We start from the raw sequence: 13348 nt of genomic DNA, 5'->3' as shown, positions 1-13348 counted from the left end.
CAAAATAATCAATCTGAGCTTCATTCTGTGACTCAAGAGGTGGTCTTGTCCTTGCTGCAACTTTCAAGTCTATTTTGTTTGATGGTTTTAAATTATGTTTTTGCACTGATGAACCAATCTATAATTGACGGTGATTTGATGAATTAAAACAATATTGGTTGGAATGCGGATGTAGTCCTGAGGCACTTCTGAATCTGATCAGAAACCTCGATCGGTTTGTTCACGCATGTGAAGTCGCATTTTCTGGTATTGAAGGATGGCTCGTTCCTTGCTGAGATGCGGGAACAGCGCTGATGCTTCTCGTTGATTGATGGGCTCTAGTAACCAATCGTCTTGTTGCTGAGGTGCTACATCCTTCGCTGAGCGCTCCCATCGCTTTTGGATCGGAAGCCATCCGAACCAACGTCTTCGCCATTCACCAATGATTTCGAGAGGATGCATGCAGGTTTTTGGCTTTGCTCACGCCTGAAAACTTACGCGCTGATAACAGAACCACAGCCATTGTTGAAAAAGAAGATTTCGGTGAGATCTCCAGAGAGTTTGGGGATGGTCGGCATCAAAGTTTTGTGGAGGGGGAACATCTCCGCGGGCTTTATCTCGTTCCATTTCGGCCAGAATTCTGTCAACGTTGTACTCGGGGTGTCCGAGATGCATCAGCTGTCGTTGATCTGGTGTTTCGAAAATGGTGTAGCCGACCGACTCTCCATGCGCCAGCAATCGCAGACGTCCCTGTCGTTGAGCTGCCTCCATGGATGTGTCCGGAAGTGTGGCGTAGCGACTCTGGGGGCAGAGGAACTGATCGTTCTGTGTTCCCATCAATGAATGGCCTGGTACGAGGCTTCGCATCGGAAAGACGCCGAACAGTTTTTGCTGTAGCGCCACTTTCTTCACCCCAGCCAAATAGGCCAAGGCAAATCCGGCCCAACACAAGCCAAGGGTGCTGGCACAGCTGATGCGTGCTTCATCAACCAGTTTCACGAATTCTGACCAGTATGTAACCTCCTCAAAATCGAGATGTTCAACAGGTGCGCCGGTGATAATCAGTCCATCCAGAGGCCCTTTGGCATTCGCCTCCTCCCAGCTCTTGTAAAGGCCGTCGAGGTGAGATTGGTCCCAGCTTTTGTAGGCATGTGTTTTCAATCGAATCCAGATTGGTTCGATTTGAAGTACTGACAGTCCCAGAGGATGCAAGAGGTTGAATTCGTACTGTTTACCCAGCGGCATGATGTTCAGAATTCCGATCCTTAAAGGCCGGATATCTTGACGCTCTGCCTGTTCTGGTTTGATCCAGGAAATTCGATTGCGCTCTACGGCTGTGATCTTGTGATAGTTGGCCGGGAGGATCAGAGCCATGTCACAACCCTCCGGTCAGGCACCTGATGTGAGGGCCTGTTCAAAGTCGTCCTTGATGTCATCGATGTGCTCCAGACCCACTGAAACCCTCACCATCGTTGGTGTCACACCGGCGGATGCCTGCTCAGCTTCACTCAGTTGCTGGTGAGTGGTGGATGCCGGATGAATGACCAATGTCTTGGCATCCCCCACGTTGGCGAGGTGGCTCGCCAGTTTCAGACTGTCGATGAAGTGCACGGCATCCTCATATCCGCCCTTGAGCGAGAACATCAGCATGCAGCCCATCCCTCGGTCGGTGAGATATTTCTTGGCCGCTGAGTGGTAGGGATCGCTAGACAATCCTGGATAGCTGACACCTGTGACCTTCGGATGTTGTTGCAGCCATGTCGCCAGCTCCATGGCGTTTTGAGCATGCCGTTCGACACGCAGACTCAGTGTTTCCAGACCTTGCAGAAGTAGAAAGCTGTTGAAAGGACTGACAGCGGGCCCCCAGTCACGTAAACCCTCCACTCGGGCTCTCAACGCAAAAGCAATGTTTCGATCGTCCGGTAGCCCCAGCATTTTGCAGATGTCACTACCGAAGCCGAAGGCATCCCAGTGCACAAGACCGTGATATGCGGCGCTTGGCTGGCTCATCAACGGGAATTTGCCGTTGCCCCAATTGAAAGTGCCTGCATCAACGATCACTCCACCAAGGCTGGTGCCATGGCCTCCAATCCATTTGGTGGCACTCTCTACCACCACGTCAGCACCGTGTTCGATCGGGCGCAGCAATGCCCCGCAGGCGCCGAGGGTGTTGTCAACGATCAGGGGAATCCCTCGTTCCTTGGCGAGGGCTGACAGCCCCTCAAAATCAGGAATATTGAAGCGCGGGTTGCCCATCGCTTCCACGTAAATCGCCTTGCTGTTGTCGTCGATCTGTGCAGCAAAACTGGCGACATCGTCTCCCTCAGCGAACTTGACGTTGATGCCGAGGCGGGGGAATTGGACTTTGAACTGGTTGTACGTCCCGCCATAGAGGAATGAGGTGGAGACGAAATTATCTCCAGCCTGCATGCAGTTGGTGATCGCCAGGAACTGAGCCGATTGCCCCGATGCTGTGGCAAGCGCTGCCACACCTCCTTCAAGAGCAGCTACGCGCTTTTCGAAGACATCCGTTGTCGGATTCATCAACCGGGTATAGATGTTCCCGAATTCCTTCAGACCGAAAAGGTTGGCGCCGTGTTCCGCGTCATTGAAGACGTAGGAACTGGTCTGATAGATCGGCACCGCCCTTGAATTTGTTGTGGGATCAGGGACCTGTCCCGCGTGTAGTTGCAGGGTCTCAAAGCGCTGATCCGTCACGGCGATCGCAGAGAAGTCACTTCTTTCTAGCGGTGAAGCGATCGAGCGACTTCAGACATCGTCTGGATCAGGCCTGTCAGTCTCCGCAAGCGAGGGAAGGGTCTGACGAAGCAGTGGTGTGAAACTGCTGCGAACCTCGTTGCGAAAGCTGTCGACCGTTCCGCTAAGCAACACCGGATAGGGCTGTTCACCACTGGTTTCACGCAGATGGCGCCACTTGCTGTTCTCCTTCTCTTTCAGTTCCGCCAATGCGGCCTGAAAATCATGGCTGCGAAGCTGCATGTCTTCGCTCGCCAGTGAAGCGGCTTGTTCAGCCATCTGCTCTCGGAAGGCATCAAACTTCTTGGCTTTAATCGTGTCTGGAAGACCTAGAACCGGCTGATAGTGATCAAGAAGTCGCAGCTCTTCTTCTAGAAGAATCGCCCACGCCCCCTGGGATCCTTCAGCTAGTTCCATCTGCGCCTGGGCCGTATTCATGGCATCCAGGTGAAAGCGCAGCCAGCGGTAATAAGACTTGTCTTGTGTGCTCTTTTTGATAGTTGCTTTGCCGGTTGCCAATACAGGCAGCGCAGCTTCGGCTTTGCGAAGAAAAAGACGATCTTCCCGCTCCAGATTCATGGCTCCCCAGCGCTGCCGGTACTCCCATAGTTCGGCGTAGCGATTCACGTCGTCAGCAGACCAGCCGAGACCAGCCAGTTCATCGGCGCGATGGGTGAGTTCTTTTGCCACGCAGCTTGATAAGTCCTGATCTCTGAAGCGTAGATGCCGGACGAAGAAAGACCAGGGGTGATGGCCACTGCTGCATCCTCTTCAACCAAGATTTGCGTTCTGTTTCGCGGCTGATGCCCTCATATCGGCGGAACGCTGTGGCGGTTTTGTCGTAGATAACTGTCGACCGCAATGGATTGTTGTTGCGCATACCCCTCATGCAACCAGAGGTCACCAGCAGAGGAGGCGTAATGAATCTGCCATTGGTGAAAAGCCCGATAGGTCAGTGGTTCTTTCTTCAGTAATGCCGCGTAATGCAGCACGGCTCTCCCGTAGTGGTCGCTGTTGTTGTAACCCCACAAGCCACTGCGGATGTCCTCAAGACCTCCTCGTCTCACCAGATAGCGCGCAGCAGCATGGATCGAATCCCATGGGTCACGGATATTGCCGCCATTCCCGATACCAGGCTCGCTCCAGGTGGTGGGTAGAAATTGCATCGGCCCTTGCGCATTGGCAATAGAGACGCCATCGATTCTCCCCATCCCCGTTTCCACGAGATTCACTGCGGCCAAAACGGTCCAGTCAATCCCTGTCGCTGCGGAAGCACTGCGATAAGCCTCGAGTAATTGATCTGCTGGTGCCGGAGTGATGATTCTCCAGGCAGGCAATGTGGACGAAGCAGGCCCTCGGTGCATCGCCAGGAATTCTCTGCGGGCTGCGATGTGTTGATCAAAGACCCAGCGCCAGCGGGGATCCAATCGCGAGCGAACGTCTTGACTTAGTAGTGGGCGTTTGGAGAGAACTCTGTAGATCACCTGTTGCTGATGGGCCAGCGTTGTGAGTTCTCGTTCAGCCAACTGCGGAGTGACCAAAGCAGCCTCGATGCCATCAATGAGCGCGGCGATGTCACTGGGTTCGTTTGGCACCAACGGATAGCTCCGACCATTTGGAGCAACGGGCAGGCCTGCTTGGTTTGGCAGCTCCGGGGTTGCAGCGTTGGTCTGCACCTCTTCTCCAGCTGTCTCGACGGTTTCCACCGTCTTGCAGGCCACCGTGATCGGACTGAGCAGTACAGGGATGCTTAAGAGACACCGAATCCAAACCCTGGAGATCGGTAAACGATCGATCACCACTGCAGAAAACCCCTTCGGTCATGGAAGTCTGGCTTGTCTTCCGGGTGGGTCATCGCCCAATAACTCAGGCAACCACTTTGGTCTTCCAAAACCATTGTCAGTGCAATTTCAGGAAGCTCCGTGTGCTTCCACCAAGGCTTGAGTGGGATCTGAATCGTGCAGCGGCAACCAACATGATCGAGGCTGAAGTTCACTTCAGGGGGCTCCGCCAGCGGTTCTGCCATGCCACCCGTGCGGTAACTGCTGAATTGATAGAGATTCCAGTCTCCGTTTGGCGCAACATTCAGCTCCCAGTACTCTTCTGCGCCAGGACAAGCAAGAAAGGCTTCGAAGCAAGTATGCCTCCAGAGGTTGTCCAATCTCTGCGCTGAGTTCTTTGGCGTGCCGCTGTTGAAGGTGAGGCAATCCATCGAGCTTTCGACAGAGCTTTCGAACTTCTCCGGGCAAAGACTGAAACTCAGTTCAAAGGGGGCGTTTTCGTTCCAAACAAACTCCGCCATGGCGAGCACCGCTGGAGACTGATCACGCTCAAAGGGAATCAGTGGGCAGACTTGCCTCACCATCACAGGGTGTCGTCCCATTGCTTAGATCCCAGTCCAGGCTGTTTTGCCCTGAGCTCTGTGCCTGATGGCTTGCCTCGTCGTCACTGTTGAGTGGTGAAGTCCGGCCTGTTGAGATTTGCAGACTAGGAGCAGAATCAGAATGGAACCAGGTGGAGCTGACAAGACATGAGCCTGAGAGAACGTTTTGCCGATCTGCTGATTCGAGCTGCCTGCCGCATCGCGCCACCTGTGAATCCCGATGAATTCGATGAGTTGCCAGAGGTTTTGAAGCCATTAGAGAAAGGTGACCACCTCACCGTTGCGGCTTCGGCAGATGCTGCGGATCTGCCTTCGGTTGAACCGCTATCGCTTGATCAACGTGTCATTAGCCGTTCGGTCAAAACCCTCAAGGCCGAAGCCATCAGCTCTCTGGCCACGCTTCATGCCGCTCACCTTGTCGGTGCTTCCGTCTGGGATGAGCGGCGCATTGCTGCGCGAATTAATGCTGCTTCTGGCATCAAAGCTGCCAGCCCTGAAGTGCTCGCGGAGATCGAAGGTTTAGCCGTCACCTGGCAAAACGACCTGTCTGCCATCACCAACGCTTTGCAGCAGGTTGCCGCCATCAGTTGCCCAGAAGCGCCGATCTCTCAGGACCTGCGGCTTGAGGGAGAAGAGCAAGACCTTGCCGCTGATCTGATCGAATCCTGTTCCGTTGAGCTCACGCGCCATCAGTTGGAACTAGCCAACCCTCAGGACGACGATGATGAACAAGAATTAAATGACGAACAAGAACCAGACCCTCAAGTTTGATCGAATTGAATTGAAGGCATCGGCAAAGGCATGGTGGAAGTCTTGGCTCGCAATTCCTTTCGCTGCAGGTTCGCAAATGCGGGCGATCTCATTCTTCTGCATCATCAGTCGATCCGCCATTCATGGGCATCTTCTGTGTAACTTAGTTTTCACAGGCGCGTGACTTAGAAGGGTAGAGCCATGACTAAGCTTGGCGGCAGTCGCCCTTGTAGTGCTCCGCGGTCGCTTATCAATGCGGATGACTAATCTGACAGCGGTCTAATGTTCATTGCCACCGCCAACCCGATTGGCACGGGGGGCTGGTGGATCAGAGCGAATATTTTGAGCATATAAAACTCTTCATAATATCCCTGAGCTTCACTGCCAATCTGCGTTTTGAGACTGTCAAGCTAATGTCAATCAAGGATCACAAAATGCCAAAGGATGCTGGTCAGAACGATCGTGCGCCTCGCTACAGACAAGCCAGGGAGGGGTTGATTTCAGCAGCTGTAGAGATTGTGCTTAATCATTGTTCAGAGGAAGATCGCGAGCGACTCAAGCTGATGTCATCCTCAGCCCCTCAGGATTCTGAAGTTTTTATTCCTGAATTCAATAATGAAATCACTCAATATGCGGATCTTATTGCTCAGCAAGCGATCGCCACAATCTCTATGCAAATTTCCAAGCAATACAACATCAGTATCCCGAAGCCTGATGTCTGTGTCTGACGCTTATTTTTCTAGGTCACTCTTATATCACGTGTTTTCATTCTGGGAGGGGATGGCAAATGTCGTATCTCTTCAGTCACTCAGTACATGTTCTTGTTAATTAGCGTTATGACGACAGCTCTTCGACCAGGCCTTTTAGGTCTTTCCACTGATTTTCGATCGAGCGGGTGAGCGCAAACTGAACCTCAGCGCGGTCGAGATTGTGCTGCGGCCTTGATGTCCGGAAGTAGCGGTCTCCCGACAGATGATCTGTGAGAAAGCGGATTCCAAGCTCAAGAGGAATCAGGCGAATGCAGTCAGGCAGGTAGCGGAAATCCTCTGGCGAGAGGAATGATCGGCCGATGGACAGATATCCCTCAAGGATCGCGCGGCAAAGTTTGAGATCAAAGCTGACCTTTTGGGCATCGACAGTCTCTTCGCCCAATCTGTTGCAGCAGGAACGCAGACAGTCGCCGATGTCGTAATGAACCAGTCCTGGTTTCACCGTATCAAGATCGATCAGGCCGACGGCCTGTCCGGAGACGTTATCCATCATCACGTTATTGATCTTCGGATCTCCATGGATCGGTCGTCGTTTCAGCTCACCTCTTGCACAGGCCCGTTCAAGTACATCAATCCCATTCCTTCGTTCTTCGATGAAGGAGGCGGCCTCAGTAATTCGGTGGCTGTTTTGACCATTCGATCTAGAGAACACCAGGTCAAATTCAGCTAGGTAGGCCGGCGCGATGTGGAAGTTTTCAATCGTGTCTGCCAATTCCTCAGTGGCTAGATCACTAATCAGATGATGAAACATGCCCAAGCCGTAACCAAGCTCACGGGCATGCATATCGTCTTGGATGACGTCGGTAGTGGTGGCTGCGCCGATATGGGTGATGGACCGCCAGAACTCACCTTGATGTTCTACCCAATGGCCATCGGCATCCAGTGTTGGCAGAACTTTGGGGACCTCCCAGCGTCGACCCAAGAGTTCCGGTGGTTGTTGCGCTAGACGCTGTTCTACGTGGTTGCCCAGTTTCAGCAGATTGCTCATTACCAATTCAGGTTGTTCAAACACTTCAGTGTTCAAACGCTGCATCACGAAAGCTGATCGTGATGAACTCCGATTCAGTGTGACTAAAAACGTGTCATTGACATTTCCTGACCCAAGCTGGCTAATCCTGTCGATCTGTTCCCGGGGATGGAACAAGCCTGCAATAGTCCCCAGGATCGAATTGGAACTGGAGAACGGGGTGGACACGTTGAATCGCATGGGTCTCATGGCGCAACATGCCGTCTTCCTGACCCTTTGCCAGCAATGAGTGTGCGGAAAATCAGGCGGGAAGGCGGCAGCATGGAGTTCGTTATCTGAATGGCACTAGTGCCACGCATCCTTCACACAGCTGACTGGCAGATCGGTAAGCCCTATCGCTGGATTGAAAATTCCCAAAAACAGTCACGGCTGCAGCAGGAGCGTGTCGATGCGGTTCTGAGGATTGCTGAGGTGGCCCGCCAGGAACAAGTGGACGTTGTACTTGTGGCGGGAGACCTATTCGACTCGAGCACCGTGGCTGCCGCGATGGTCATGGAGGTGCTGGAAGCGGTTGGATCGATCCCATCACCTGTCGTCGTGATTCCTGGCAATCATGATCACGGAGGAGCCGGTGGAATCTGGAGGCGAGAAGATCTTCGCCGGCAGATGCAGCAGCGTGCTGGCAATCTTCAATTGCTGCTTAAGCCGGAACCGGTCGTTGTTGCGGGGATCACACTGCTGCCATGCCCCTTGCAACGACAGCGGGACAGCCAGAGTCCGTCGCGCTGGCTTGATCAGCTCAACTGGACGGACCTTGATCCGGTGAACCCTCGAGTTGTTCTGGCCCATGGCTCCGTGCAAGGTTTCGGTGGTGATGGCCAGGTCAATCAGCTATGCCTTGATCCCCTTCCCCGCGATCAAATCGATTACATCGCTCTTGGCGACTGGCATGCGCTTATGGAGATTGACCGCAGAACCTGGTACAGCGGGACACCAGAACCCGATCGTTTCCCGACTGGGACCGATGACATGAGGTCTCAGGTTCTTGTGATTGATGTGGAGAGGGCTCAGCCGCCGATGGTCAGGGTGAAACCTACCGGTCGCCTGCACTGGCATCGGATCACCATGACGCTGAACGGCGATGCCGATCTGGCCCGTCTCGAGCAACAGCTTGTTGAGGCGGTCGGCAGTCGCGTGGGGCGCGATTTGATGCGGCTTGAACTCAATGGACAACTGGGTCTCCAGGGGCACCTTCATCTGGAAGATCGTTTGGCGTTGCTCGGACAACAGCTTCTCCACCTGCGGCTGCGAGGCAAGTTGCACCGTCAACCAACAGCTCAGGAGAGGGATGAGCTACTGCTTCGGATGGATAGCCCTCTGGTCAGCACAATTGCTGCAGGTCTTCAGGACGAGCTTCGGAGCAGTGCTGATCCTCTGGTTGAGCAGGCTTTGATCGAGTTACATCGTCTTTGCGCAACGGATTCATCTGCAACGGATTCATGCGCCTAATTCGTTGCCGACTGGAAAGCGTTCGCCGGCATCGAACTCTCGAGCTGTCGTTCGCTCCTGGATTGACCTTGATTGGAGGTGCCAATGAATCCGGTAAAAGCTCGCTTGTGGAGGCGATGCACAGGACGTTGTTTCTGCGTGCTTCGGCCACGGGAGCCGCAATTCGTGATCTCCGCTCTGCCACCCATGCAGGCCATCCCCAGGTGGAGATCGATTTTGAGGCCGCTGGGCACAGTTGGTCGCTGTTGAAATGCTTCAGTGGATCCGGTGGGACAAGCCGCCTCAGCCGAGCTGGTCAGGAGGCTTTGCTTGGTGGTGATGCTGAAGATCAACTGGCCGTTCTTTTAGGTGTCGATGAGATCATCGGTAGCCGTCAGGTGAACCGTGTTCTTCCTACCCGCTGGGCTCACCTCTGGGTGATGCAAGGGCTAGCTGGTCGAAACCTGCTGGATCTCAGCGGCGAGCACTACGACCTCAAGGGATTGATCACTGCTCTGGAGGGACAGGCTGAGCAGTCACTTCAGTCGCCGATGGATCAGCAGGTCTACAACCAGCTGGAACAACTTGTGGCCTCAAGCCTCACTAGTCGGGGCGTTAAACAGAACAGTGAACTCTGGAAACGCCGTCAGGATCTTCAACAAGCTTCAGAGCAACAAGCCGAGGCGCAGGAGCGACTGCTCAGCTATGAAGCAGCTTGCATCGATCTTGATGCCAATGAGCAGGCTCTTGATCAGCTGGAGAGCACTGCACCGCAAGTGCAGAAGCGACGTCGACAGCTTCTGGCACTCAAGGATTTGCAACAACGGCTCGCTCCACTACGTCTTCAGCAGACCCAATGGCAACAGCAACTCGGTGTTCTGAGCCGTCTGACTCAGGAGATACAGAGTGTCGAAACGGCGATGAAAGCGCATCGACAGGAGTTGAATGTTATGAGCGAGTCTGCCGAAACAATATCCAGCAATCTCGTTGAACAACGACGTGCTTTTGAACACTCCGACCGTAAGCGTCAGGCGCTTGAAGAGCGCGGCCATGCTCTTCGACGTCGTCAAGATCAGGAACGGCTTCAACAACGCATCCAGGACATTCGTCGTCAAAAAGACCAACGCGCCAAGTTCGAACATCAGCAATCTGTGCTCAATCAAGAGCTGATGGGTCTGCCGGGGTGTGATGCCAATGCTCTGGCTGCACTGCAGGCTCAGCAATCACAGCTTCGTGAGCTGGACATCCGTCTGCAAAGCATGGCATCAAAGATTGAACTGCAGTCCTCCGACATGACTGTGCGCCTGGATGGTGAACAGCTTGGGACTGGCGACGTTGCTCAAAGGACTGGTGCCTTCCGACTGGAGGTGGGTGAGGGAGTCAATTTGCTGGTCAGCCCCGGTGAGGGGACCGGTCTTTCATCACTTTTGGCAGATCGAAGGCTGTGTCAGTCCAGGTTGGAGCAAAGCCTCAAACTGTGGGGAGTCAGCAGCATTGAAGCTGCAGAGGCCCTGTTGCAGAAGCGCATAGAGCTTGAGCAGCAGCGTGCCGTTCTTGATGCACGTCTTCGCCAGCTCAACGAACAGCAGCAGGGCAACCTGAAGGGGAATCAAGACCTCGAACAGCTCGATCAGCAACTCGCCGCATTGCGACAACATCAAAATGATCCGGAGATTGCCGCGGTAGATGATCTCGAGCAGGCATTGGACGACTGCCGTCAGGCCTATCAATTGGTCCAGGAACGGGTCCGCTCTCTGAGAGCTAACTATGAGCTTGCCGAGGGGCAACAGACCAGTCTTTCCAGGAAGCTTCAAGAACTACGGATTCGACTGGAGCGACATGAGGCACGGCATGCCCAGCAGGTTCAACAACAACACGAGATTGAGTCACGGCACGGTTCAGCGACATCAATCGACGCTGATTTCAAGAAGCTGTCGCATCAATGTGAGCTGTTACAGAAACAACTGCTCGAGCTAAGTGGCGATTGTGGTCTCGCCGCTGGTGCTGATGTTGAAACCTCCCTGGTCGAACTGGATGATCGTGAGCTGAAGTTCAATCGTCAGCGTACGGATCTGAACCGTGAACGTGGTTCATTGCTGGAGCGCTGCGAACGCCTCGGCAGTCGAGAACTGCATGCCGAACTGGAGGAAGCGTCGAATCGTCTTAATGTCGCTCAGCAGGCAGAAGAACAGGAAAAACAGCTGGTTGAGTCACGGGTTCTGCTTCTCAAGCGATTTCAGGACGCGCGTGCTGACCTTTCACGTCGCTACTCATCACCACTGAGGTCCAGCATCAACCGTTTCATTGCTCCGTTTCTGCAGCAACCTGGCGATAGCTCTGAGCTTCTCTTTGACGCGAGCCAAGGCCTGAAGGATCTGCGGCTTCAGCGATCTGGTCAAAGTCTTGAGTTCTCACAACTCAGTGGAGGACTCAAGGAGCAGTTGAACGCAGCTGTTCGTTTGGCGATCGCCGAGGCCTTACGCGATGGCCACGACGGCTGTCTGCCTTTGTTATTCGATGACGCTTTTACGAACAGCGATCCCTCTCGACTTGAAGCTGTTGGGAGCATGCTTCGGCAGGCCGTTGATCTAGGCCTTCAAGTCGTTGTGCTGAGTTGTGACCCAGATCCCTACCGTGAGATTGCCGATTCAGTGATCGATCTCGATCATCACTGATCATCCAAATTCAGTTGGCCATTTTCAGAGTGCGTTTTCGATCACGTTCATGGCTTTGAGATAGGCCGGGGGTTCATCGCTTGTCTCTTGTTCCTCAATGCCATTGTCATCCCGAATCAAGCGGCGAGCATTATCAGCAATCACAGCATTCACCATTAAGTCCATCGCCTCAGGCTGATCGAGGTTCTGGAGTGCTTCTGCGTACCGTCGGCTATGGGTGGGTCGCACCGATTCCTGGCAGTAATTGGACAACTCGCGGCTTTCGGTCATCACCGAAAACGCCACATTCTTGGTCGTTGCGTTTCCATAGATGGCCATATAGAGCAAGTTCACCATTGATGCGTCATGTACGGGAATGGCGTATTTGCGCACAATCTGTGGCCAGTAGCGCAATGACTTGAGACCTTCCAGTCCTCCCTTGCGCAGACCTGCTTGTTCGCACCAGTTCTCTAGCTCTTCCATCGATTGTGGGCAGCGCTTTTCAGCCCTCATGTGCTCTGCCAACACCTGTCCGACCTGAAAATTACGGGTGGGTGTGCCGGAAACCGGCAACATCATGCTGCCGCGTACATCAGCCACCATGGCTGTGAGTTGGGCAAAGGTGTGATCACGCACTTTCTCCATGTCTCCCCCGCGGACTAGAGCCGCTTCGATCCTCTGAACGCCATAACCGAGCTCCGTCAGTGCAAAGGGCTGACGGTTGTAAAGCCTCTGGCGATTGCGTCGTGCCATGGAAACGGTTGCCGCTTGGTCCAAGCACTGGTCCAACAAAAGCGTCAGTAGAGTCGGAAGAACTCCAGGGTTGTCCTGGTGATAGGTGTATCCAAAGCCAGCGAAGACCGACGACATGTTTTTCGCTGCCTTGATGTACTGCCCCTCGATGTTGTGAACCCCAGCTGAAACCTGGATGTTCGGAGACAGTCGATCCAGCATTCGCGCTCCCAGGAGCGCAGTCAGTGCATTCGGATGGCAGAAGTTTGCCGTGAAACTGTCGAGTGGATTACGCAGGGCGCCATGGCGATGAAAACCGGAGAAAAAGCCCAGGCTTGGGACTTTCTCGCAAAGCACATAAGACTCATTGATCAGGTTGTCGTGACTGAATGATCCAGCCAAACAGGCCAAGACGACATGTTGCCGACCCAATTGTTCTCGGAGTTCAATCGCTTTGATCAGGTCTTCCTCAACATGGTTGCTGTTGGCACTGAGTACCACCAGCTCACAGCGTCTGAGCAGGTCAGCCAAGGTGTTGGGTTGACGATCACCTTCAACTTGGTGGCTGCCCATCCGTTCCATGACGGCTACATGCTTCGGGTCCATGCCATCTAGGGCTGACTGCGTGAACGCACCGAGAAGCTCGCGTTCGGCTCGGGGTGCCAGCAGCAGATTGTCCTCGTCCTTCTGCTGCATGGCACAGTTGTAGGCAAGGGACGCGGGATAAAGCCCCACGCTGTAGAAGCCGACCTTTCCTGTCTCCAACTCCCAGATCCGCTGACGCACCTGATCTTTATCCAGGCTGGGAGGAAAGAATCCGTTTGAGTTCAACAATGTTGCAGTGCTGAGACTCATTGCAATGACAGAG

Annotated in this window: 12 protein-coding genes; 4 read left to right on the top strand and 8 right to left on the bottom strand. The window is 53.9% G+C overall.

The window, feature by feature from the left end; translation table 11 throughout:
- Positions 1-198: 198 nt before the first annotated feature.
- The 6 genes from SynBIOSU31_RS07395 to SynBIOSU31_RS07370 all read right to left on the bottom strand — a co-directional run bounded on the left by SynBIOSU31_RS07395 (position 199) and on the right by SynBIOSU31_RS07370 (position 5119).
- On the bottom strand, positions 199-441 hold the full coding sequence (locus tag SynBIOSU31_RS07395; RefSeq protein WP_186488855.1) for a hypothetical protein: 243 nt from the start codon (positions 439-441) through the stop codon (positions 199-201).
- An 18-nt stretch (positions 442-459) separates the two neighbouring features.
- Positions 460-1353 (bottom strand): homoserine O-succinyltransferase, encoded by an 894-nt coding sequence (locus SynBIOSU31_RS07390; RefSeq protein ID WP_186488854.1) that lies wholly within the window; start codon positions 1351-1353, stop codon positions 460-462.
- Between the two features lie 15 nt (positions 1354-1368).
- The gene (locus SynBIOSU31_RS07385) at positions 1369-2697 is read right to left on the bottom strand and encodes an O-acetylhomoserine aminocarboxypropyltransferase/cysteine synthase family protein (RefSeq protein WP_186488853.1); all 1329 of its coding nucleotides are present in this window, start codon (positions 2695-2697) and stop codon (positions 1369-1371) included.
- A 51-nt stretch (positions 2698-2748) separates the two neighbouring features.
- Positions 2749-3426 carry a hypothetical protein gene (locus tag SynBIOSU31_RS07380; protein WP_186488851.1) on the bottom strand — a complete coding sequence of 226 codons (678 nt, stop codon included), beginning with the start codon at positions 3424-3426 and terminating at the stop codon, positions 2749-2751.
- Positions 3427-3545: 119 nt separating this feature from the next.
- Positions 3546-4538, bottom strand: coding sequence for a lytic transglycosylase domain-containing protein (locus tag SynBIOSU31_RS07375; RefSeq protein ID WP_370593609.1), 993 nt, complete (start codon positions 4536-4538; stop codon positions 3546-3548).
- Positions 4532-5119 carry a DOMON-like domain-containing protein gene (locus tag SynBIOSU31_RS07370; protein ID WP_186488850.1) on the bottom strand — a complete coding sequence of 196 codons (588 nt, stop codon included), beginning with the start codon at positions 5117-5119 and terminating at the stop codon, positions 4532-4534. The genes SynBIOSU31_RS07375 and SynBIOSU31_RS07370 overlap by 7 nt, the downstream gene beginning before the upstream one ends.
- Positions 5120-5266: 147 nt before the next feature.
- Here SynBIOSU31_RS07370 and SynBIOSU31_RS07365 point away from each other — a divergent pair, with 147 nt between their 5' ends.
- Together SynBIOSU31_RS07365 and SynBIOSU31_RS07360 are read left to right on the top strand one after the other, a co-directional pair.
- Positions 5267-5890, top strand: coding sequence for a hypothetical protein (locus tag SynBIOSU31_RS07365; RefSeq protein ID WP_186488849.1), 624 nt, complete (start codon positions 5267-5269; stop codon positions 5888-5890).
- Positions 5891-6192: 302 nt separating this feature from the next.
- Positions 6193-6597 (top strand): hypothetical protein, encoded by a 405-nt coding sequence (locus tag SynBIOSU31_RS07360; protein WP_186488848.1) that lies wholly within the window; start codon positions 6193-6195, stop codon positions 6595-6597.
- A 106-nt stretch (positions 6598-6703) separates the two neighbouring features.
- Here the strand turns inward: SynBIOSU31_RS07360 and SynBIOSU31_RS07355 are convergent, their stop codons facing one another.
- Positions 6704-7846, bottom strand: a complete 1143-nt coding sequence (locus SynBIOSU31_RS07355) for a phosphotransferase enzyme family protein (RefSeq protein WP_186492917.1) — start codon at positions 7844-7846, stop codon at positions 6704-6706.
- A gap of 99 nt (positions 7847-7945) precedes the next feature.
- Between SynBIOSU31_RS07355 and SynBIOSU31_RS07350 the strand changes: the two genes are divergently transcribed.
- Together SynBIOSU31_RS07350 and SynBIOSU31_RS07345 are read left to right on the top strand one after the other, a co-directional pair.
- Positions 7946-9115 carry a metallophosphoesterase family protein gene (locus tag SynBIOSU31_RS07350; protein WP_370593608.1) on the top strand — a complete coding sequence of 390 codons (1170 nt, stop codon included), beginning with the start codon at positions 7946-7948 and terminating at the stop codon, positions 9113-9115.
- Complete coding sequence (locus SynBIOSU31_RS07345) at positions 9106-11769, top strand: AAA family ATPase (protein ID WP_186488845.1); 2664 nt, start codon at positions 9106-9108, stop codon at positions 11767-11769. Before SynBIOSU31_RS07350 ends, SynBIOSU31_RS07345 begins: the two co-directional genes overlap by 10 nt.
- Before the next feature lie 24 nt (positions 11770-11793).
- Here SynBIOSU31_RS07345 and SynBIOSU31_RS07340 read toward each other — a convergent pair whose 3' ends face one another.
- On the bottom strand, positions 11794-13335 hold the full coding sequence (locus tag SynBIOSU31_RS07340) for a hypothetical protein (protein ID WP_186488842.1): 1542 nt from the start codon (positions 13333-13335) through the stop codon (positions 11794-11796).
- Positions 13336-13348 lie beyond the last annotated feature (13 nt).

Source organism: Synechococcus sp. BIOS-U3-1 (assembly GCF_014279975.1).
GTDB lineage: Bacteria > Cyanobacteriota > Cyanobacteriia > PCC-6307 > Cyanobiaceae > Synechococcus_C.
This window is presented reverse-complemented; position numbering and strand designations above follow the sequence as displayed.